Origin of the sequence: Pseudomonas sp. 3-2, from assembly GCF_019710535.1 — a bacterium.
Classification (GTDB): Bacteria; Pseudomonadota; Gammaproteobacteria; order Pseudomonadales; family Pseudomonadaceae; genus Aquipseudomonas; species Aquipseudomonas pharyngis.
The window spans coordinates 5,149,167-5,171,320 of record NZ_CP081200.1 but is presented as its reverse complement, the minus strand read 5'-3'; the positions used below and the strand labels follow the sequence as shown (position 1 = coordinate 5,171,320).

17 protein-coding genes are annotated in these 22,154 nt (G+C 61.7%); 8 read left to right on the top strand and 9 right to left on the bottom strand.

What is annotated here, in order from left to right; all coding sequences use genetic code 11:
- The first annotated feature begins 104 nt into the window (after nucleotides 1–104).
- The gene (locus tag K3819_RS23440) at nucleotides 105–920 is read left to right on the top strand and encodes a carbon-nitrogen hydrolase family protein (RefSeq protein ID WP_221398038.1); all 816 of its coding nucleotides are present in this window, start codon (nucleotides 105–107) and stop codon (nucleotides 918–920) included.
- 146 nt (nucleotides 921–1,066) lie between these two features.
- A complete protein-coding gene (locus K3819_RS23435) occupies nucleotides 1,067–2,392 on the top strand; it encodes an APC family permease (RefSeq protein ID WP_221398037.1) in 1,326 nt (441 codons plus the stop codon).
- A gap of 7 nt (nucleotides 2,393–2,399) precedes the next feature.
- Here K3819_RS23435 and K3819_RS23430 read toward each other — a convergent pair whose 3' ends face one another.
- The 5 genes from K3819_RS23430 to K3819_RS23410 are packed head-to-tail and all read right to left on the bottom strand — an operon-like array spanning nucleotide 2,400 to nucleotide 10,699.
- Entirely contained in the window at nucleotides 2,400–3,803 is a 1,404-nt protein-coding gene (locus K3819_RS23430) for an ATP-binding protein (RefSeq protein WP_085610890.1), read from the bottom strand.
- The gene (locus K3819_RS23425) at nucleotides 3,800–5,614 is read right to left on the bottom strand and encodes a DAHL domain-containing protein (RefSeq protein WP_085610889.1); all 1,815 of its coding nucleotides are present in this window, start codon (nucleotides 5,612–5,614) and stop codon (nucleotides 3,800–3,802) included. The genes K3819_RS23430 and K3819_RS23425 overlap by 4 nt, the downstream gene beginning before the upstream one ends.
- Nucleotides 5,611–6,558, bottom strand: coding sequence for a cytochrome-c peroxidase (locus K3819_RS23420; protein ID WP_085647238.1), 948 nt, complete (start codon nucleotides 6,556–6,558; stop codon nucleotides 5,611–5,613). Before K3819_RS23420 ends, K3819_RS23425 begins: the two co-directional genes overlap by 4 nt.
- Nucleotides 6,555–8,429, bottom strand: coding sequence for a bifunctional diguanylate cyclase/phosphodiesterase (locus K3819_RS23415; RefSeq protein ID WP_221398036.1), 1,875 nt, complete (start codon nucleotides 8,427–8,429; stop codon nucleotides 6,555–6,557). The genes K3819_RS23420 and K3819_RS23415 overlap by 4 nt, the downstream gene beginning before the upstream one ends.
- Nucleotides 8,426–10,699 (bottom strand): EAL domain-containing protein, encoded by a 2,274-nt coding sequence (locus K3819_RS23410; RefSeq protein ID WP_221398035.1) that lies wholly within the window; start codon nucleotides 10,697–10,699, stop codon nucleotides 8,426–8,428. The genes K3819_RS23415 and K3819_RS23410 overlap by 4 nt, the downstream gene beginning before the upstream one ends.
- 256 nt (nucleotides 10,700–10,955) lie before the next feature.
- On the opposite strand from K3819_RS23410, the gene K3819_RS23405 reads away from it, so the two are divergent.
- From K3819_RS23405 to K3819_RS23390, 4 genes are read left to right on the top strand one after another with little or no spacing between them, the layout of a single operon-like run.
- Nucleotides 10,956–12,314 carry an HD domain-containing phosphohydrolase gene (locus K3819_RS23405; protein WP_064599172.1) on the top strand — a complete coding sequence of 453 codons (1,359 nt, stop codon included), beginning with the start codon at nucleotides 10,956–10,958 and terminating at the stop codon, nucleotides 12,312–12,314.
- Between the two features lie 57 nt (nucleotides 12,315–12,371).
- Nucleotides 12,372–12,806: an NUDIX domain-containing protein gene (locus K3819_RS23400; protein ID WP_221398034.1), complete on the top strand. Its 435-nt coding sequence runs from the start codon at nucleotides 12,372–12,374 to the stop codon at nucleotides 12,804–12,806.
- 23 nt (nucleotides 12,807–12,829) lie between these two features.
- The gene (locus K3819_RS23395; protein WP_085610884.1) at nucleotides 12,830–13,468 is read left to right on the top strand and encodes a LysE family translocator; all 639 of its coding nucleotides are present in this window, start codon (nucleotides 12,830–12,832) and stop codon (nucleotides 13,466–13,468) included.
- 2 nt (nucleotides 13,469–13,470) lie between these two features.
- Nucleotides 13,471–14,001, top strand: coding sequence for a GNAT family N-acetyltransferase (locus K3819_RS23390; protein ID WP_085647243.1), 531 nt, complete (start codon nucleotides 13,471–13,473; stop codon nucleotides 13,999–14,001).
- On the opposite strand, the gene metR is transcribed toward K3819_RS23390, so the two are convergent.
- On the bottom strand, nucleotides 13,985–14,902 hold the full coding sequence (metR, locus tag K3819_RS23385; RefSeq protein WP_007953158.1) for a transcriptional regulator MetR: 918 nt from the start codon (nucleotides 14,900–14,902) through the stop codon (nucleotides 13,985–13,987). The genes K3819_RS23390 and metR overlap by 17 nt on opposite strands.
- Before the next feature lie 111 nt (nucleotides 14,903–15,013).
- Here metR and metE point away from each other — a divergent pair, with 111 nt between their 5' ends.
- Nucleotides 15,014–17,326 carry a 5-methyltetrahydropteroyltriglutamate--homocysteine S-methyltransferase gene (metE, locus tag K3819_RS23380; RefSeq protein WP_221398033.1) on the top strand — a complete coding sequence of 771 codons (2,313 nt, stop codon included), beginning with the start codon at nucleotides 15,014–15,016 and terminating at the stop codon, nucleotides 17,324–17,326.
- Between the two features lie 130 nt (nucleotides 17,327–17,456).
- Nucleotides 17,457–18,491 carry an alpha/beta fold hydrolase gene (locus tag K3819_RS23375; RefSeq protein ID WP_221398032.1) on the top strand — a complete coding sequence of 345 codons (1,035 nt, stop codon included), beginning with the start codon at nucleotides 17,457–17,459 and terminating at the stop codon, nucleotides 18,489–18,491.
- Nucleotide 18,492: 1 nt separating this feature from the next.
- Here the strand turns inward: K3819_RS23375 and K3819_RS23370 are convergent, their stop codons facing one another.
- Genes K3819_RS23370 through K3819_RS23360 form a run of 3 tightly spaced genes read right to left on the bottom strand, consistent with a single transcriptional unit; the run spans nucleotide 18,493 to nucleotide 22,081 of the window.
- Complete coding sequence (locus tag K3819_RS23370; RefSeq protein WP_162831789.1) at nucleotides 18,493–18,822, bottom strand: GlpM family protein; 330 nt, start codon at nucleotides 18,820–18,822, stop codon at nucleotides 18,493–18,495.
- A gap of 20 nt (nucleotides 18,823–18,842) precedes the next feature.
- Nucleotides 18,843–20,123: a sigma-54 dependent transcriptional regulator gene (locus K3819_RS23365; RefSeq protein ID WP_235375867.1), complete on the bottom strand. Its 1,281-nt coding sequence runs from the start codon at nucleotides 20,121–20,123 to the stop codon at nucleotides 18,843–18,845.
- Nucleotides 20,124–20,167: 44 nt separating this feature from the next.
- The gene (locus tag K3819_RS23360; RefSeq protein ID WP_085647247.1) at nucleotides 20,168–22,081 is read right to left on the bottom strand and encodes a sensor histidine kinase; all 1,914 of its coding nucleotides are present in this window, start codon (nucleotides 22,079–22,081) and stop codon (nucleotides 20,168–20,170) included.
- Nucleotides 22,082–22,154: the final 73 nt, after the last annotated feature.

Here is a 22,154-nt window from a genome sequence, read left to right as displayed (position 1 = left end):
CCCCGGCCGCGTAATTCCCTGGCCGGTCGAATGCGAAGCATACTGGCCCACAGACAGCCGCCGGGCAATCTTTCGGCACCCGGCGCCCATAACAAGGACTGCCCATGAAAGTCGAACTCGCCCAACTGGCGGGCCGTGACAAAGACACGGCGTACAACCTCGAACGCGCCCTCGCGGCGATTGCGGCCTGCGCCGCCGACACGCAATTGATCGTATTCCCCGAGACCCACCTGATGGGGTTCCCGACCGCCGCCACCGTGGCGCAGATCGCTGAGCCGGTAGACGGCCCGACCGTCAGCGCGGTGCAGGCTGCCGCCCGCGAACGCAACCTCGCCGTGGTGATCGGCATGGCCGAGAACGACAACGGCCGCTTCTACAACACTACGCTGCTGATTACCCCCGAAGGCATCGCCCTGAAATATCGCAAGACCCATCTCTGGGCCTCGGATCGCGGTGTGTTCGAGGCTGGTGACCGTTACGCCACCTGCCTGTGGAACGGTGTGCGGGTCGGTCTGCTGATCTGCTACGACATCGAGTTCCCGGAATCGGCCCGGGCCCTGGCGCAACTGGGCGCGGAGTTGTTGATCGTGACCAACGGCAACATGGACCCGTACGGCCCGACCCACCGCACCGCGATCATGGCCCGGGCCCAGGAAAACCAGGCGTTTGCGCTGATGGTCAACCGTGTGGAAGCCGGGGATGACGGGTTGATGTTTGCCGGCGGCAGTGCGCTGGTGGATCCGCTGGGCACGGTGCTGTTCGAGGCCGGGCGTGAGGAAGGGCGGTTCAGTGTCGAGCTGGATTTCGCTCAGCTGGAGCTGGCGCGCAAGGATTATCGGTATCTGGATGATCAGCGGTTGAGGTTGCCGGGGGAGGTGGTTGAACACGCCTCAGGAGTACGTGAGCTGCTGATCCCTTGACCCGTTGTACCTGATCGTTCCCACGCAGAGCGTGGTAACGATCACGCACCTTTAAGCCTTACCCAAAAAACAACAACGCAACACCCGAAACATTCGCCGAACTCGGCCTCTGCCATAAATCCAATAAAATCCGGAGTAAGTCGCCCATGGCTCGTTTGCAACGCACCCTTTCGCCAGGGTCGGTGGTGCTGTTCGGCATCGCCTACATGACGCCGATCATTGTCCTCGGCACATTCGGCATCCTCGCCCAATCCACTGCAGGTATGGTGCCCGCCGCGTATCTGGCGGCGCTGGTGGCGATGTTCTTCACCGCCATGAGCTACGGGCGCATGGCCGCCGCATTCCCGGTGGCCGGCTCGGCCTACAGCTATGTGCGCAAGGCCATCAGCCCGAAACTCGGCTTCATCGCCGGTTGGGCGGTGCTGCTCGATTATCTGTTTCTGCCGATGGCGATCTGGCTGATCGGCGCCGCGTATCTGGCTTCGGCCTTCCCGTCGATCCCGCAGTGGGTCTGGGTTCTGGCGTTCATCGGCATCACCAGCGCGATCAACATCATCGGCCTGAAACTGGCCAACGGCATCAACGCCTTGCTGATGCTGGTGCAATTCCTGGTGCTGATCGCTTTCGTCGCGCTGTGCGTGCATTACGTCGGTGGTGATGCCAGCGCGCCGCTGTGGTCGATCAAACCGTTCTTCAACGGCGACATGCAGATGCCGCTGATCATGAGCGGCGCGGCCATTGCCTGCTATTCGTTCCTCGGCTTCGATGCCGTCAGCACACTCACCGAAGAAACCCGCGATCCACGTCGCACCATCCCTCGGGCAATCATGTTGATCACCCTCATCGGCGGGCTGATTTTCGTCGGTGTCTCTTATTTTGTGCAGATCGCCCATCCGTCGTTCCAGTTCGACAGCGTCGACTCGGCGGCCTACGAGATTGCACGCAACATCGGCGGTGATCTGTTCGTGTCGATCTTCCTGATCGGCCTGATCGTCGGTCAGTTCGCCTCGGGTCTGTCCGCCCAAGCCAGCGGTTCGCGGCTGTTGTTTGCGATGGGCCGTGACGGTGTGCTGCCCAAGTCGTTTTTCGGCACCTTGCACGAGCGCTTCGGTACGCCGGTCAACAGCATCCTGCTGTGTGCGGTGGTGGCTTTGCTGGCGCTGAAACTCGACGTGACCACCTCGACCTCGTTCATCAACTTCGGCGCGTTCCTGGCGTTCAGTCTGGTCAATCTGTCGGTGATTTTTCACTACTGGATCGGCGGGGATAAAAAAGGTCTGCGCGAACTGGTTCTGTTCCTGGTCTTCCCGTTCATCGGTCTGCTGGCCGACTTGTGGCTGATGGTCAGCCTCGATCACCTGGCGGTGTATCTGGGCCTGAGTTGGCTGGCGATTGGTGTGCTGTATCTGGCGGTGCTGACCGGTGGCTTCCGTCGCCAACCACCGGAGATGGACTTTCAGGAAGCGGCCTGATCAGGCATCAGGCCGCCGGCCGGGTTTGGCGCAACGGCAGTTGCACGCGGAACGTCGTACCGAATCCCGGTTTGCTGCTGACGGAAATGTCACCGCCGTGTTTTTTCACAATGCCATAGGACAGGGACAGGCCCAGGCCCGTCCCCTGGCCGACCGGTTTGGTGGTGAAGAACGGGTCGAAGATCTTTTGCAGGGTTTCGGGTGCAATGCCCGAGCCCGTATCGGCGACTTCGATGACTGCCGATTCTCCCTGCACGCCAGTGCGCAGGGTGATGGTGCCGCGCTCCGGGCCCATTGCCTGCGCCGCGTTGACCACCAGGTTCATGATGACCTGATTGATTTGCGAGGGCAGGCATTCGATGTCCGGCAGCTCCTGATACTCCTTGATCACATCGGCCTTGTACTTGAGCTCGCTGGCGACAATGTTCAGGGTCGATTCGATGCCCTGTTGCAGATTGGCCCACTGCCATTGCTGATGGCTGTCGACCCGGGAGAAATCCTTCAGGTCCCTGACGATCTGGCCGACCCGAGCGATGCCTTCCTTGGATTCCCTGATCAGCACCGGAATGTCTTCGAGCAGAAAATCCAGTTCGAGGTCCTCGCGCAATTGCTGCAACTGCCCAGCCAGTTCGGCGGGCAGAGTTTGCCCGGCGGTGTGATAGGCGCCGAGCATGGCCAGCAGTTGCTGGAAATAGCCGTCGAGCGTGCCGAGGTTGGAGGAAATGAAACCGATCGGATTGTTGATTTCATGGGCGACGCCAGCGGCCAGTTGCCCCAGCGAAGCGAGCTTCTCCGATTGCACCAACTGGCCTTCCAGCTGTTTGCGTTCGTCGATTTCCCGCTGCAAGGCTTCGCTGGCCTGCTTGAACTGGGCGGTACGCTGATCCACCAGATGTTCCAGGTGATGCATTTGCAGCGACGCGCGCTCGGTCATCTGCCATTTGGTCAGAAGGGTGTTGGCCATCTGCTGGACTTCGATGTTGTCGAAGGGTTTTTTCAGAATCAGCAGCCGGTCATGGGCGTGCAGACGATCCAGCAATTCGTCCCAGGAATAGTCGGAATAGGCGGTACAGACCACCACCTGCAACTGCGGATCCCGCTGCCACAGCGCTTCGATGGTTTGCGCCCCGTCCCAGCCGTCGGGCATGCGCATGTCGACGAACGCCAGGGCGTAGGGACATTGTTCCTGCAAGGCCAGGTTGAGTTTGGCCAGGCCTTCTTCCCCTCCGTAGGCCGAGTCCAGTTCGAAAACCGCTCGCCGGGGTCTGGCGGTTTCGCCGAACAGCGCGGCTTCCATTTCGTCCATCTCTGCCGACTGCGCTGAAGCCGGGGCAAGGATCTTGCGAAAGTCTTCGTGGATCGACGGCATGTCATCGATCAGCAGAATGCGGCGGTTCGACAATTCGCTCATGCGTTCTCCGTTACCGCGATCAGCGGAATCTGCAAGGTGAACAGGGCGCCCTGGCCAGGTCCGTCGCTGTGGGCCGTGAGGTGGCCGTTCATCTCGATGGCCGCCAGGGCGCAACTGTGCAGGCCGAAGCCGTGGCCCTCTTTGCGGGTGGTGAAACCGTGGGCAAAGATCCGCGTCATGTTTTCCGGGGCGATACCTTCGCCATCGTCCTTGACGCTGATTTCCAGATAATTCCCGTCGACGATTTTTACGCCCAGGGTGATGGTGCGCGGGCGGTTGCTGAGGTCGGACATCGCGTATTTGGCGTTGCTGATCAGGTTGATCAGGATCAGCAGCAAACGGTGTTTGTCACCCATCACCTGCGGCACTTCGGCGTAGTCCTTGACCACTGTGACGTGGTGCCGGGTCAGGGCTCCGGCGTTCATGCGCAGGGCGTCTTCGAGCAGTTCGCTGATGTACAGCGGCTCGGTCAGGCTGCTGGCCCCGGCATAGGATTGCTGGGTGGCGACGATGTCCTTGATGTGATCGACACTTTTGTTCATCTGGTTCAGTTCGTCGACCATTTCCTGCTGTTCCTGGGCGATGGCAACGACCAGTTGATTGAGATAACCGGGCAGCAATTTGCCCTTGGGGTCTTCGCTGAGGAACTGGCCGAGGTCGTCGGGGTGTTCGTTGATCAGCTGCATGGCCTTGCCCAGCCCCAGGGTCTTGCTGTTGCGTAACTTGCGCGCGATCAGGTCGGAGGAAATGTTCACGCTGTTGAGCACGTTGCCGACGTTGTGCAGCACGTTGGTCGCGATTTCGGCCATGCCGGCCTGGCGTGCGGCGTCGAGCAGTTCGCTCTGGGCGTTCTTGAGCTCCCGGGTGCGCTCGTCGACCCGTTGCTCCAGCACATCGTTGGCGGTTTGCAGGGCTGCGTTGACCCGGTTGATCTCGGCGAAACTGCGGATCAGACGGATGGCCAGCCACAGCAGCGACAGCATCAGCAGGACCGAGAACAGCAGCAGATAGAAGTGATATTTCCTGTCGATTTTTTCGACCCGCTGCTGATCCCGGTTGAGCATGTTGGTGATGTTGTCCAGGCGCTCGGCCACCGGAACCGCCTCAATCTCCTCGAGCAAGCGGTTGACGATCGGCTGCTCGCGCAGGATCAGGCTGATGTGATTGCTCAGGATCCTGATCGGGGCTTGAAAGTCCTGGGGCAGGCGTTGCGCGTTCACCGCCAGTTTGTTCAGGCCCAGGACGATATCGGCGGCCTTGTCGTCGGAGGTGACCTGAGAGAACTCCAGTGCGCTGAGCAGCAGGTCATAGGTATCGGTGGCGATGTTCTGCACCTGAATCTTGTCGAGATCGGACAGGCCGGCCAGTTGTGCCTGAATGTCATCTTCGGCGGTCGGCAGGAACGCCAGAGAGTTGCGCAGCAAGGCGTTGTGCGACTTGAACTGCTCCACCAGCCGGGTCTTTTCCTGCATCGCCTTGAGAAAACTCTCGTGGGCTTCGTCCCATTGTGTCGAGTCGTTGCGCCCGTGGCCGGACTCCATGGTGTCGAAGCGTTCCCACAGGCGGTTCATCTCGCTCATCGGCGAGACCAGCGGGTCGTAATTGTGGGAGATCGCCACCCGCGCCTTGAGAATTTCGTTTTCCCACAGCGAGTCCTGCTGCTTGATCTGGCGGATCAGGTCCCGGGACTCGGTGTAGGCCGTCGTCTGCTCGGTGCTGGACTTGAGGTAGAGAAACACCAGGATCGAGGCCAGCAGCACGGCGACGAGCCCGATCAACATCAGGCTGACACGGCGTGAAACCTTCATCATGGCTGGCCCTCCGGATGGCCGGTCAGGGTCTTGAGAAACAGGATGATCAGGGTCTTGTCTTCTTCGCTCGGCATGCGCCCCAACTGATACTGGAACATCACGTCCACGGCCCGTTCGAGGGTGGGCGCCGAGCCGTCATGGAAGTACGGTGCGGTCAGCGCGACATTACGCAGGCTCGGCACCTTGAACACGGCGCGGTCGGCTTCGTCGCCGGTCACGTTGAAACGGCCCTGGTCGGCCACCGTCGGGTTACCGCGATCGGCGATGTAGTCGCCGAACACGCCAAATTTCTGGAACATGTTGCCGCCGATGTTGACGCCCTGATGGCAGGCAATGCAGCCGTACTCCTTGAAACGCTGATAGCCGTATTTTTCTTCGAGGGTCAGGATATCGGTATTGCCCAGCAGGTACTGATCGAAACGGGAGTCGGGGGTCAGCAGCGTGCGCTCATAGGTGGCCAGCGCATTCTGGATATTGGCCCGGCTCACGGCATCGGGGTAGGCGGCACGAAAGCTCTGACCATAGGCTGCGTCGTCAGCGATCCGTTGCACGACGGTGTTCCAGTCGCTGCCCATTTCGTGGGGGCTGGTGATCACGACGTTGCTTTGTTCTTCCAGGGTTTCGACGCGGCCATCCCAGAACTGGCGGAAATTGAGGCTGGCGTTGAATACGGTTGGTGTGTTGACCGCCACCGGTTGCCCATCGAAGCCGTTGGAGAAGGCGCGGGTGTCGGCACCGCTTTTATCCAGTTGATGGCAGCTGGCGCAGGACAGCGTGTTATTGATCGACAATCGCGGGTCATGGAACAACTGGCGCCCGAGCTCGACCCGCCTGGCATCCAGGTGCGGCTTTGGCGGCAAGGGTTTCAGCGGCTCGTCCAGCGGTGCGGCGATGGCATTTGCGCACAGACCGAGCAGTAGAACCAACGACCCCGGGCGATTCATGAAACACCCCACGTGCCAGGTTGAGCAGACTCCAGCAACCGGGCGAAGGCCTCTGCCGGCAAGGCCTTGCTGAAATAGAAGCCCTGGCCTTCCTCGCAGTGATGAGCTTTTAGAAATGCCAACTGATGCGCGGTTTCCACACCTTCGGCAATGACGTTGAGGTTCAGGCTCTTGCCCAGGCTGATGATCGCGCCGACCAGGGCGGCATCACCGCTGTCATGGCTCAGGCCGCGAATGAACGATTGATCGATTTTCAGCACATCGATGGGAAAGCGGCGCAGATAGCTCAAGCTGGAATAACCGGTGCCGAAGTCATCGATGGCCAGCCGAACCCCCAGCGCCTTCAGCCTGCCCAGCGCGTTCATCGTTGCGTCGACGTTCTGCATCAGCACACCTTCGGTGATCTCCAGTTCCAGCAGACGGGGATCGAGCCCGGTCTGTGCCAGTACCTGCTCGATGCCCTCGACGAAATGGCGCTGACGAAAGTCGATGGCCGAGGTGTTGACCGACATGCGAATCGGCGGCAATCCCGCCTGTTGCCATTCACGGGTATGACGACAGGCCTCGGCCAGCACCCATTTGCTCAGCGGCACGATCAGGCCGCTGTCTTCGGCCACCGGGATGAACTCCGAGGGATAGACCCAGCCATGCCCCGGTTTCTGCCAGCGCACCAGTGCCTCGGCACCGACTACCCGGCCGCTGGCCAGCTCGATTTTCGGCTGGTAATGCAGGACGAATTCCTGGCGTTGCAGGGCCTGGCGAATGCCCGACTCGATGCTTTGCTGTTCCCGGGCGCGCTGGTTCATGGCTTCGATGAAAAAGCCGATTTCGTTCGGTCCGTTTTCCTTGGCGCTGCGCATGGCCGTTTCAGCTTTCTTGATCAGCTCGATGGCCTCGAGCCCGTCATCGGGGTAGAGGCTGATGCCCAGACTGGCCGTGACGCTCACGTCATGCCCGACGATTGTCTGTGGTGTGCGGATAGTGCTCAGTAGTTTCTCGGCGATGCTGCGCGACTGCTGCGGGTGATTGATGTCGCTGAGCATCACCACGAATTCGTCGGAGCCATAACGAAAAACCGAATCCGATTCGCGCACGCAGGCGAGCAATTGCTGGCCGACCCGTTTGAGCATCTCGTCGCCCGCCGGATGGCCCAGGGCATTGTTGATGCGCTTGAAGCGATCCAGCCCAAGAAACATCACCACCAGTTGTTTGTCATGGCGCCGGCAAGCGGCCAGCGACTGAGTCAAACGGTCACCGAGCAAGGTGCTGTTGGGCAGGCCCGTGAGGCTGTCGTACTGCAACAGGTGCGAGACCTTGAGCAATTCATGCACGCGGGCTTCGATGGTCTGCTCGAGACTGAGCATTTTCAGCGCCGCATCCTGGGCCAACTGCCATTTCCAGGTCAGGGCATTGGCCATCTGGCGGATTTCCAGGGTGTCGAACGGTTTTTTCAGGATCAGCAACTGATCGCCGAATTCCAGTCGTTCGGCCATGGCCTCCCAGCTGTAGTCGGAATAGGCGGTGCACAAGGCGATTTGCAGATTCGGATCGACCGCCCACAGTTTTTCGATGGTTTCCAGGCCGTCCCAACCGGGCGGCATGCGCATGTCGGTGAACGCGAGGGCATAAGGCCGGCCTTCTTCCACCGCATGCTGCACCAGTTTCAGCGCTTCCTGCCCCTGATAGGCGGAGTCGAGCTGGAACGTCAGGTGCGATGATTGCCGGGTGCCGAACAGCGTTTGTTCGAGCGTATCCAGGTCTGCTGCACCGCTGGCGTCCGGGGTCAGTATCTTGCGAAAGTCATCATGGATCGCCGGGGTATCGTCGACGATCAATATGCGCCGGTTGGTCTGGGGAAAAGGTGTTTTCATCCCTCATCCTCCCTGGGCAGCGGGGCAGTCGCGTTTCCGTCCTTCAGCAGGCGGGCTGCTTGCTCGGGGCTGACAGCTTCCCTGAAGCAAAGGCCTTGCACGTTTTTCAGCGGGGCCGAAGAGGTGAGGGCGTCATCCCGATCTGCGGGCTGGACGCCTTCGGCGCTGATGTCGATCGCCAGATCCCGGGCGAAATTGACGATCGCTCGCAGGGTATTGGCGCTGCCTTCATCCTGGGCTGCACTGTCGATCAGGGATTGGGCGAGTTTGAGGTGATTGACCCGGTAGGTTTTCAGGTAATCGAACGATGAGTATTCGGTGCCGAAATCGTCGATGGCGATCTTTACCCCAAGCTCGCTGAGGCGCGGCAGCACATCGTTGTGGGTCCATTTGGTCTGGGCCAGGGTCGCTTCGGTGACATCGAAACGCAGATCCCACGGTGCCAGTTCCCAGCGGGCGGTGGTGCGCAGCACGTCATAGATGAGTTCGGGGCCGCTCTTGAGTTGCGCCAGGGAAATCCTGATCGCCATCACCGGAGGCGCCACTCCCTCGTTTTGCCACTGGCGCATCTGCCAGCAGGCGTGATCCAGTATCCAGCGACCGAGCGGGATGATTGCACCGGTCTTTTCCGCTGCCGGTACGAAGGCCGACGCCGGCAGCAGACCAAGCCGGGGATGTTGCCATTTGACCTGCGCGGCCATGCCGAGAATCTTGCCGCTGTGCATGTCCACTTCCGGCGTGTAGTCGAGCTTCAGTCCTCCCTGAGTCAGGGCGGTCATCAATTCCTCGGCCAGGGCCATGCGCTCGGCGACTTCGCGAGTGATTTGCTCGGAATGGAACTGGTACTGATTGCGCCCCGTTTCCTTGGCGCGGTACAGCGCCATGTCGGCGCCGGCCAGCAGACTGTCGGCATCCAGACTGTTGGCGCGGTACAGGCAGATGCCGATACTGACGGAAATGCGCAAGGCATTGCCTGCCAGTTGGTAGGGCTCCAGAAGCGCATCGCGGATCTTGGTCGCGATGGCAGCAGACTGGGTCGGGTCGCTGACGTCCAGTTGCAGGATCGCGAACTCGTCTCCCCCCAGACGTGCGACCACGTCATTTTCCCGTACATTGGATTTGATCCGTTGCGCCACTGCCTGCAACAACAGATCGCCGACTGGATGGCCGAGGGTGTCGTTGATCCGCTTGAAGTGATCCAGATCCAGGTAAAACACCGCAAAAGGTGCCGCTCCCCGACGCGCGGCGGCGAAGGCCTGATGCAGACGCTCGATCAGCGTGGCGCGATTGGCCAGTCCGGTGAGTCCGTCCGTGCGGGCCAGCAAGGCCATTTTCTCTTCGGCCAGCCGGCGTTCGGTGATGTCAAGAATGATCCCCTCGACTTCCAGCAGCCGGCCGTCGTGATCGCGCACCGGGATGTAGCGGTTTTCCACCCAGCGCCAGTCGCCCGCGCCGGTACGCAGGCGAAACTCGATGGTGGCGCCTTCGGCATGCCGATCGAGCACCCGGCCCATGGCGGTATCGACACTGACCTGATCGTCCGGGTGAATCAGCGTCTGCGCCCAGTTGGCCGAACCCACCAGATCAGCCGCGACATGGCCGTAGCGGGTGATGTTGTGGGAGATGTACATCAGCGGAAACGACGGTTCACCGCGCAACCGGTAGAGGATGGTCGGGCTGTTCTGCACGATGATGTTGGCGTCGGACAGTTCCCGGGTACGCTCCTGAACCGCCTGCTCCAGCAGGTTCATCTTCATGGCGGCGTCTTCGGTCATTTGCCACTTGACCGTCAGGGCGCTGGCCATCTGCCGGATTTCTATCGCGTCGAAGGGTTTTTTCAGGATCAGCAGGCGATCGGTCAGGGCCAGCCGCTGGTCGATGTCTTCCCACGAGTAATCGGAGTAGGCGGTGCACAGGGCCACCTGCAGCTTGGGATCGACCTGCCACAGCCGCTCGATGGTTTCCAGGCCATCCCAGCCCGGCGGCATGCGCATGTCGATGAAGGCCATGGCGTACGGGCGCCCGGCGGCAAGTGCGGCTTCGACTTTGTCCAGCGCTTCGCGGCCCTGATAGGCCGAGTCCAGTTCGAAACGGTCTTTCGGTGCGACGGGGGCGGAGGACGCATCGCCGAACAGCAGGCTTTCCGTTTCATCCAGGCTGTCGGCTTCAGCCGTGGCCGGTTTGAGGATCTTGGCGAAATCGTCATGGATCGACGCGGTATCGTCGACGATGAGCACGCGGCGGTTGGTGTGTCCGGGTTGCGCACTCATGACGCAATACCCGTGTGTTCACGCACATTCGTCATCGGGAGCATCCCTTTCCCCTCATCAAATGCCTGCGCGCAGGCCGATGGTGTCGTCCAGCGACTTGAGCATAGTTGCAGGGGCGCAACTTCGCCTGTCGCGGTGTAACAGAGGATTTACACGGCCCCGGCGAAAATCATCTAGCCTGTGATTCAAGCGCGGGTAAGCAGGGGAGGTCTGCCGGCGCGTCAGTCATGTCCAACGTTTTTCACGAGGCTTCGCCATGGAAGAGCCGTCCGCCCCGATTTCGCCGCCCCGGCCCAAAGTGCTGCTGGTCGATGACGAGGAACCGATCCTCAACAGCCTGCGCCGTCTGCTGCGCGGCCAGCCTTATGACGTCTTGCTGGCCACCAGCGGTGCCCAGGCGCTGGAAATACTCGAGCAGCAACCGGTGAATCTGGTGATGAGCGACGCGCGCATGCCCAACATGGATGGGGCCACGCTGCTGGCTCTTGTTCATGAGCGGTATCCGGCGACCGCGCGGATCATGCTCACCGGCTACGCCGATCCTTCGGCGATCATCAAGGCCATCAACGAAGGGCAGATCCACCGTTACATCAGCAAACCCTGGAACGACGAGGAAATGCTGCTGACCTTGCGTCAGGCCCTCGAGCATCAGCATCTGGCACGCGAGCGCGAACGTCTGGAAAAACTGACGCGAGTGCAAAACGAACAATTGAAATTGCTCAACAGCACCCTGGAAAAACACGTCGCCGCCCGTACCGCCGAACTGCAGCAGACCGCCGACATGCTCGACCTCGCCTACGAGGAGCTCAAGCGCAGTTTCCTGACAGGCACCGAAATGTTCTCGTTGCTGGCCAACCTGCGCCTGCCGCCGGCGAAGCAGACCAATCGGCAGATCATCGAGCTGGTACGCGGCTACTGCAAGATGCACCGTCTGGACGAAGCCGCCAGCCGCGACCTGACCATGGCCGCCGCGCTCTACAATATCGGCAAGCTGAGCTGGACCGACAGCATGATGACCACGCCGTCGGACTTGCTGCACAGCACCGAGCGGGACCGCTATCGGGCTTATCCGAAACAGAGCGAATCGCTGTTGATGACACTGGACCCGATGAAGGATGCCGCGCGGCTGATCCTGCACCATCAGGAGCACTGGGACGGCAGCGGGTTTCCCGACCGGCTCAAGGGCGAGGCCATTCCCTTGGGCTCGCGGCTGTTGAAACTGGCGGTGGATTTTGTCGAGTTGCAGCGCGGGCTGATTCTCGAGCGGCAGATGAACAGCGATGAAGCCTTGCTGTACCTGCGCCAGTACGCCGGCAAACTCTACGATCCCGAGCTGATCGAGGATTTCATCAAGGTCTGCGCAATGGTCAGCGACATCACCCTGGCCGATCCGGACGTCAAGGTCATGGGCACCCGGGAGTTGGCGGCGGGGATGATCCTCGCGCGCAACCTCAATGCCGACAACGGCATGTTGCTGCTCAACGCCGGCAAAGTGCTGAGCGCTCCGCTGGTTGAAAAACTGATCAGTTTCGAGGCCATGGAGGGCGGCAAATACAAGGTATTCGTGAAGGTGCCGCAAGAGCCCGAGACGACGCTCGCGGCCCAGGGTGGATGACGCTGGCGCGGCCGGCATGGGATCCTTGCGGCTTTTCTCAAGGCCGGTGGCTGACCCATGACTTCTGTATCCGCAGTTTCCCCCCGCATCATCCGTATCGCCGCCGCGCTGCTGATCGGTCCCGACGGCCAGACCCTGCTGGTGCGCAAGCGCAACACCACGGCGTTCATGCAACCGGGCGGCAAGATTGAAGCCGATGAACTGCCGGTGCATGCGCTGGCCCGTGAGCTGGAGGAAGAACTGGGACTGGTGATCGATCCGGCGCAGGCAAGCTTTCTCGGTCAGTTCTCGGCACCCGCCGCCAACGAGCCGGGATTCGTCGTGCAGGCCGACATCTTTCAATTGACCATCGACGCCAAGGTGTCTCCGGCGGCCGAGATCGAAGAGGTGATCTGGATCGACCCGACCACCGACGGCGATGTGCTTCTCGCCCCATTGACACGCGACCTGATCCTGCCGTTTTATCGAGCCTCGCTGACTGCGATCGCCTGATCATTCGTGCAAAGGACTTCGTCATGATCCCGCTTCAAGACCTGTTGATTTTCGCCGCCGCCGCACTGCTGATGGTACTGACGCCGGGGCCGAACATGATCTACCTGATCTCGCGGTCGATCTGCCAGGGACGTCGCGCCGGGGTGACCTCGCTGCTCGGCGTGGTGGCGGGATTCTTCGTGCACCTGTTCGCGGCGGCCGCCGGTTTGACCGCGGTGTTTCTCGCCGTGCCGATGGCCTATGAAGTGTTGAAGTGGGCCGGTGCGCTGTACCTGTTGTGGCTGGCCTGGCAGGCGGTGAAACCCGGCGCCCGCTCGCCGTTCGAGGCGCAACAGTTGCCGGCGGATTCGTCGCGCAGACTGATCACCATGGGCTTTCTCACCAGTGCCTTGAACCCGAAAATCGCGGTGTTCTACCTCTCGGTATTCCCGCAGTTCATCACCCCCGAGCACGGCTCGGTGTTCACCCAGAGCATCATCCTCGGCCTGACCCAGATCAGCGTCAGTTTCAGCGTCAACCTGCTGATCGCGCTGTTCGCGGCGGGGATCGCTTCGTGGTTCGTCAACAACCCGACCTGGCTGGCGGCGCAGCGTTATTTCATGGGATTCGTGCTGGGCGGCCTGGCCGTGCGGCTGATGCTTGAACAGCGCAAGGCCGCCTGAACATGTGGATCGAGCGGCTGGACGCCAGTCATGCGCTGGCCTATCGCGAATTGATGCTGGAGGCGTATGACCGGCATCCGCAGGCGTTCACCTCCAGTGTGCGCGAGCGTGCAGTGATGCCGTTGAGCTGGTGGGAATCACGCCTGACCAGCAAGCTCGACGCAGTGTTTGGCGCGTTTGAAGAGGGCCGGCTGGTGGGGATCGTCGGCCTGGCGTTCGAGCCTCGGGAGAAGGCCCGGCACAAGGCAACGGTGTTCGGCATGTATGTGTCGGCCGAGTTTCGTCAGCGCGGGCTGGGGCTGAAATTGATGGAGGCGGTGCTGGGGGAAGCGCAGCAGCATCCGGCGCTGAAAGTCATTCAATTGACCGTCACCGCCGGTAATGACGCGGCGTTTCATCTGTACCAGCGCTGCGGCTTCGTCCAGTTCGGCCTCGAGCCGATGGCGGTGCGGGTCGGCGAGGACTACTTCGACAAGATCCACATGTGGTCCCAGCCTTTCGTGCCAACCGCCAGTCTCAACGAACCGCGCTGACCCCATCCAGGGTCGAGAACGAGGTGTCCTTGGCCGTCAGCAGGAAGTCGCGCATGTACGGCGCGTCGAGCATGTCGGCGCGGATCGCCGCGTACAGCGTCGCAAACAGACCTTTCTCGCCCAGCCGCTTGCCCTTCACGTAACCGCGCGAGCTGTATTCATGCAGCGCCCAGTGCGGCATGCCGCACACGCCACGGCCGCTGGCCACCAGCTGCATCATCATCACCGTCAGCTCTGACGTGCGTACCTGCGCCGGCTCGATGTCGGCCGGTTCGAGGAAGCGGGTGAAGATATCGAGGCGGTCACGTTCCACCGGATAAGTGATCAGGGTTTCGGTCAGCAGATCTTCGGGGACGATGTACGGTTTGCTTGCCAGTGCGTGCTGGTTGGCGACCGCCAACATCGCCTCGTAGGTGAACAGCGGCACGTAGGTGATGCCGGCGATTTCCAGCGGATCGGACGTCACCACCAGATCCAGATCACCCCGGGCCAGGGCCGGCAGTGGTGCGAAGGAGAAACCCGAAGCGAGGTCGAGTTCGACTTCCGGCCACGCATCGCGGAACTGGTCGATGGTCGGCATCAGCCACTGGAAGCAGCTGTGGCATTCGATGGCCATGTGCAGACGCCCGGCGGTGCCACCGGCCAGACGCCCGATATCACGTTCGGCGGCGCGCAGCAGCGGCAGGGTCGCGTCGGCCAGTTGCAGCAGGCGCAGGCCGGCGCTGGTGAAGCGCACCGGTTTGGTCTTGCGCACGAACAACGGCATGCCCATGCGCTCTTCCAGCTCCTTGAACTGGTGGGACAGCGCCGACTGGGTCAGGTGCAGGCGGTCGGCCGCATCGACCAGGCTGTCGGCTTCGCGCAGGGCATGCAGGGTTTTCAGGTGACGGATCTCAAGCACCGCAGGCTCCATGAGGAAAATTTGTGATCAACACGAAAAGGTTGAGTTTGTCTCATGTTGCTCTGACTGTCGACAATGGCGCCATCTTTTACGCAATGGAGAACACTCGACATGGCCGTGGCACACACCCTGGGTTTCCCGCGCATCGGCGCCGACCGCGAACTGAAAAAAGCCCTCGAAGCCTACTGGAAAGGCGATCTCGATCAGGCCGCTCTGAATCAGGTCGGCCGCGAGCTGCGCGCCAGGCACTGGCAATTGCAGAAGGACGCCGGCATCGACCTGCTGCCGGTCGGCGACTTCGCCTGGTACGACCAGGTGCTGACCCACTCGCTGACCTTCGGTGTGATCCCCGAGCGTTTCGACGGTGTGCGTGACGAACGCGGTCTGCCGACCCTCGACACCCTGTTCGCCATGGCCCGCGGCGCCACGGCGTCCTGCTGCGGCGGTGAGCACGGCAAGACTCAATACGCCCAGGAACTGACCAAGTGGTTCGATACCAACTACCACTACCTGGTCCCGGAATTCACCGCCGACCAGCCATTCAAGCTGAGCTGGGAACAGCTGTTCGATGAAGTCGAAGAAGCCAAAGCCCTCGGTCACAACGTCAAACCGGTGATCATCGGCCCGCTGACTTACCTGTGGCTGGGCAAGGCGAAAGGCAACGGCTTCGACAAGCTCGATCTGCTCGAGCGCCTGCTGCCGGTGTACAACCAAATCCTCGGTCGTCTCGCTGCACAGGGCGTGGAGTGGGTGCAGATCGACGAGCCGATCCTCACCCTCGATCTGCCGCAAGCCTGGAAAAGCGCCTTCGAACGCGCCTATCACATCCTGCAGTATTCGCCGCTGAAGAAACTGGTGGCGACCTATTTCAGTGGTTTGCAAGACAACCTCGGTTTGGCCGTCGGCCTGCCGGTGCAAGGCCTGCACATCGACGCTGTGCGGGCACCGGATCAGCTCGGTCAGGTGCTCGATCGTCTGCCGACCTACAAGATTCTCTCGGTCGGGCTGGTCAACGGGCGCAACGTCTGGCGCTGCGAACTGGAGCAGGCGCTGGCGCAACTGCAGCCGGCGCAGGAGCGCTTTGGCGACAACCTGTGGGTCAGCAGTTCCTGCTCGTTGCTGCACAGCCCGGTGGATGTCGAGCGTGAAGACAAGCTCGATCCGGAACTGAAAAGCTGGCTGGCATTCGCCGTACAGAAGTGCAGCGAAATCTCGGTGTTGCGTGATGCGCTGAACGACCCGCAAGCGCCGAACGTGCAAAACGCACTGGCCGCAAGCCGCGCGATTCAAGAGAGCCGCGCCCGCTCGCCGCGTATTCACAAGGCCGACGTGCAAGCGCGGATCGAGGCGATCAATGCCAGCGACAGCCAGCGGCATTCGCCGTTCGCCAAACGCATCGCCGCGCAACAGGCGCGTCTGAAATTGCCGATGTTCCCGACCACCACCATCGGTTCGTTCCCGCAGACCGGCTCGATTCGCCTGGCCCGTCAGGCATTCAAGCAGGGCAAGCTGTCGGCCAACGACTACCACGATGCCATGCGCAGCGAAATCCGCCACGCGGTGCAGGTGCAGGAACGTCTGGGCCTGGATGTACTGGTGCACGGTGAAGCCGAGCGCAACGACATGGTCGAGTACTTCGCCGAGCAGCTCGACGGTTACCTGTTCACCCGCTTCGGCTGGGTCCAGAGCTACGGTTCCCGCTGCGTGAAACCGGCGGTGATTTATGGCGACCTCAGCCGTCCGAACGCCATGACCGTTGACTGGATCAGCTACGCCCAGAGCCTGACGGACAAGGCGATGAAAGGCATGCTGACCGGTCCCGTGACCATGCTGATGTGGTCGTTCCCCCGCGAAGACGTGTCGCGCAAAGTCCAGGCGCAACAACTGGCGCTGGCCCTGCGTGACGAAGTGGTCGATCTGGAAAACGCCGGAATCAAGATCGTGCAGATCGACGAGGCGGCGTTCCGCGAAGGCCTGCCGCTGCGCCGTGAACAATGGCAGGAATACCTCGACTGGGCGGTGCAGGCGTTCCGCCTGACAGCGTCGGGAGTGAAGGATGAAACCCAGATCCACACCCACATGTGCTACAGCGAATTCAATGACGTGATCAAGGCGATCGCCGACATGGACGCCGATGTGATCACCATCGAAACCTCGCGTTCGGACATGGAGTTGCTCGAGGCCTTCGAAGCGTTCGACTATCCGAACGACATCGGCCCGGGCGTCTACGACATCCACTCGCCGCGCGTGCCGGACACCGCCGAGATGGTGAAACTGATGAGCAAAGCCGTGAAGCGCATTCCGGCGCAGCGGCTATGGGTCAACCCCGATTGCGGCCTGAAGACTCGCGCCTGGCCGGAGACCGAAGCCGCATTGGTCAACATGGTCGCGGCGGCTCGGCAGTTGCGCAGTCAGTTGGCGTAACGGCAACACCGAATGAAGGGTGTCGACCGCTCGGCACTCTTCATCAAACTGTCATCGAACTGTGGCAGCGCGCTTGAACAAACTTCATCAGACTCGCGCTCTACTGGGGTTCTGCGTTTCGGTGTTTTTCATGTTCAAGGGATTTTTTGCAATCGCGGCGTTGTTGGCCGCGGTTTTTTGCGTTCCGGCGTCCTATGCGGCGTCGCGTTGCGACGTCAATGTACCGACCGAGCGGGTCGATCTGGAGCAGGTGAGCCTGGCGTACCAAAGCATCGGCCGTGCGTCGGATCCGGCGCTGTTGCTGGTGATGGGCCTGGGCGGCCAGTTGATCCACTGGCCGGATGAAGTGGTGGTCGCGCTGTGTCAGCAGGGCTTTCGGGTGATCCGTTATGACAACCGCGATGTCGGTCTGTCGACCTGGCGCCAGACGCCGGTGGAAGCCAACCTGACCTTTGAAGTGCTGCGCTACAAACTCGGCCTGCCGGTGGCGGCGCCCTACACCCTGACCGACATGGCCGACGATGCGCTGGGCCTGATGGACGCGTTGCACGTCGAGCAATTCCACGTGCTTGGCGCGAGCATGGGCGGGATGATCGCCCAGCACATGGCGGCGATGGCGCCGCAACGGGTCGAGAGCCTGACGCTGATCATGACCAGCTCCGGTGCCGAAGGGCTGCCGGCGCCGAGCGCGGCGCTGGTGCAGTTGTTGTCACGGCGCGGCGCGCCCAATCGCCAGATTGCGCTGGAGCAACAGGCCGATCTGCTGGCCGCGCTGGGCAGCCCTTCAGTGAGCGATGACCGGCAGGCCTTGCTGCATCAGGCGGCGCTGTCCTATGACCGGGCGTTCAATCCCGAAGGCGTGAAGCGCCAGATCATGGCGATCCTCGCCGAACCGAGCCGGGTGGCGTTGCTCAACCAGCTGCGGGTGCCGGCGCTGGTGGTGCATGGCACGGCGGATCCGCTGCTGCCGGTGATGCACGGCGTGCACCTGGCGGCGCACATTCGCGGCAGTCAGCTGCGGCTGATTCCGGGGCTGGCGCACCGCTTTCAGGAAGCGTTCAAGGAACCGTTGCTGGCGGCGGTGTTGCCGTATTTGCGCGAGCATCGCGAAGACACGTCGCACTGGGCGCAGATCGAACCGGTGGCGGAACACAACCTGCTCTGATTCAGGCGTGAAGCCGCACCCACACCGACACCAGCACCGTCGCCGCCATCAGCCACGCCACTGCCGCGACCGCCAGCGACGCTTCGAGGCGCATACGGTCGACCATCACGTACAAGGTCGCCAGATAGACGAAGTACGGAATGATCGACCACATGCCGAACACGATGGTGGTCTTCAGGTCGTCTATCGAACGGCCCTTGCCGACGATGTAGTGGGCGATCAGGGCGAAGGTCGGGAACAGCGGCACCAGCCCTGCGATGTAGTAGTTTTTGGTCTTGGCCAGCATGGCGAGGATCACCACCACGGCCGCGCCGAGCATTGCCTTGAAAATCAGATCCACTTCGTTCTCGCTTAATGGCTCAGGCCGTATTTCTTCACTTTGTCGAACAGCGTGGTCTTGGCCATTCCCAGTTCCAGGCTGGCCTGGGTCAGGTTGCCGCCGCTGCGTTGCAGGGCGTCGCTGAGCAGGTTGCGCTCGAACGCTTCCACTGCTTCGGCGAATGCCAGACCCTGGCCCGCGCTACCCGCGCCGGTTTTCTTGAACGCCGGCAAACCGAGGGCAAAACGCTCGGCGACGTTGCGCAGTTCCCGTACGTTGCCCGGCCAGTCGTGGCTCATCAGGCTCGACAGGGTCTGGTTGTCCAGCTCCGGCAGCGCCCGGTCGAAACGCAGGGCTGATTGCTGGGTGAAGTGTTCGAACAGTTGCAGGATGTCTTCGCGGCGCTCGCGCAGGGGCGGCAGTTCCAGCGTTACCACGTTGAGGCGGTAGTACAAGTCGCTGCGAAATTCCCCGGCCTTGCTTGATTCGTCGAGGTCGGACTTGGTGGCCGCAATCACCCGGCAATCCACCGCCACGCTCTGGTTCGAGCCGAGGCGTTCGAGGGTGCGTTCCTGCAACACCCGCAGCAGTTTGATCTGCAACGGCAGCGGCATGCTTTCCACTTCATCGAGGAACAGCGTGCCGCCGTCGGCGTGTTCGATCTTGCCGATCCGCCGTTTGCCGGCGCCGGTGAAGGCGTTGGCTTCGTGGCCGAAAATTTCGCTTTCGAACAGGTTTTCCGGCAGCCCGCCACAGTTCAGCGCAACGAACTGTTTGCTGTGACGGCGGCTGAAATCATGCAGGCAACGGGCGACCAGTTCCTTGCCGGTACCGGTTTCGCCTTCGATCAGCACATTAGCCGAGGTATCGGCGACGTTGGCGATCAGTTCGCGCAGGTTCTGCATGGCCGGCGAACGCCCGATGATCCGTCCTTCCAGTGAATCACGTTCGGCCAGTTGCCGACGCAGGGACGAGACTTCGCGATTCAGGCTGCGTTGCTCCAGGGCACGGCGGGCCACATCGACCAGACGCTCGGGGGAGAACGGTTTCTCCATGAAGTCGTAGGCGCCTTTCTGCATCGCGCCGACCGCCATGGATATGTCGCCGTGGCCGGTGATCAACACCACCGGCAGGCTGCGGTCGCGCTGCTTGAGCCGGGTCAGCAGCTCCAGGCCGTCGATGCCCGGCAGGCGAATGTCGCTGATGACGATCCCGGCGAAATTGTCACCGACCTGCTCCAGCGCTTCTTCGGCACTGCCGACGCCGATGCAGGGAATGTCTTCCAGCGTCAGCGCCTGCTGGCAGCCGAGCAGGACATGGGGGTCGTCTTCGACGATCAATACACTGAGGTCGTTGTTCATATTGGCTCGGCAGGAGTAGGGCTTACCAACGGTAAACTGAGGACGAAAGTGGTACCACCGCTGGCCGGGTGTTCGACACCCAGATGCCCGCCGGTGGCGGCCGCCAGACTGGCCGACAGGGTCAAGCCGAGGCCCAGACCCTGTTCGCCGGGCTTGGTGGTGAAGAACGGTTCGAACAGATGCTTGCGCGCTTCGGCGTCGATGCCGTGGCCGTTGTCGCGCACCCGCAGGCGATATTTGCCGTTGAATTCTTCGCCTTCCAGCCACAGTTCCGGCAGCGGTTGCGCCTGCATGGCGTCGAGGGCGTTGCCGATCAGGTTGACCAGAATCTGTTCCAGGCGCGTCTGGTCGATTTGCACCTGCACATCGTCGAACTGGCGATGCAGTTGCAGCGAGGCACTTTCGACGCGAGCACCGAGTACTTGCAGGGCGGCGTCCACCGCTTTGCCAAGGCTGGCGCGGCCCTTGTCGTCGCCGCGTCGGGCGAAGGAGCGCAGGCTGGCGGTGATCCGGCCCATGCGATCGATCAGGTCGTTGATGGTCTTGAGGTTGGTGCTGGCGACATCCAGCTGGCCGCGCTCAAGGAAGCGAATGGTGTTGCCCGACAGCGTGCGCATCGCCGCCAGCGGCTGGTTCAGTTCGTGGGCGATGCTGGTGGACATCTGGCCGATGGCTGCGAGTTTACCGGCCTGCACCAGTTCGTCCTGGGCGCGGCGCAAGGTTTCTTCGGCCTGACGCCGTTCGCGGATCTGGCTCTTGAGCCGGTCGTTGCTGGCGCGCAGGTCGGCGGTGCGTTCGGTAATCCGACGCTCCAGTTGATTGTTGGCTTCCTGCAAGGCTTCGCGGGCGGCGAGGCGGGTGGCGATGACCTTGCGCCGTTCGTTCCAGGCGATCAGCAGAAACGCCACCAGGGCAAACGCCACGGCCACCAGAATCCCCTGATTGATTGCCTCGCGCCGCAGATCCTGCAACGGCGTGAGCAGGGTGAAATTCCACGGGGTATCGCTCAACGGTCGGGTTTGCGCCAGGTAGCTGATGCTTTCTTCATCGCCATCCTGTTGGCTCGGCACTTCGCTGTTGGCCGGGAAGGTGAGTTTTTCCACGCCTTCGGACAGGGTTTCCCGGGCCAGCGGTTGCAGCTCGTTCAGCGGGAACCAGTAGTACTGCAGGCTGCGGGCGAGTTTTTCCTTGGTCTCGTCGCTCAGCGGTATGACCGATTTCAGGCGCCGGGCCGGATCGCTGGACAGAATGATGATGCCGTTTTCATCACTGACGAATGCTTCGAGGCGCGCCCGCTGCCAGCGTTCTTCCATGGCTTCCAGGCGCACCTTGACCACCGCCACGCCGATGATCTTGCCGTGTTCTTCGAGGCCGTGGGCCAGGTAATAACCGGGCTCGCCGTTGGTGCTGCCGATCCCGTAGAAGCGTCCGGGCTGGCCGCGGATGGCATTCTGGAAGTAGGCGCGGAACGACAGGTCTTCACCGAGGTAGCTGTCGACGTCACGCCAGTTGCTGGTGGCCATGACCCGGCCGGTGGTGTCCATGACGTAGATGGCCCGACTGCGGCTGCGCCGGTTCAGACCTTCAAGGTAATCGTTGACCGTTTGCCGGTGTTCCGGGGTCGGGTCGTCCAGCAGCTGCGAAACGCTCGATTCGAGCTCCAGCAGGCTGGGCAGGTAGGTGTATTTGCTGATCTCGCTTTCGACCGCGCGGGCGTGCAGTTCCAGTTGGCGCTGGCCGTTTTCGCCGAGGCTGCGGATGCCGAAATGTTCGCTGGTCCAGAAGCCGATGTAACCCAGTCCGATCATCAGAGCGATGACCAGCGGCGGCAGGAACAGGTGGCGGATCAGACGGGGTTTCACGGCAAGTGATGGCGGCGTGGCGCGATAGAGAGTGGGGTCGCATTTCATCACAGTTGCCTTGGGTCAACCACAACACAAATCTCAGGATCATCATCGATCCAATGTGGGAGGGGGCTTGCTC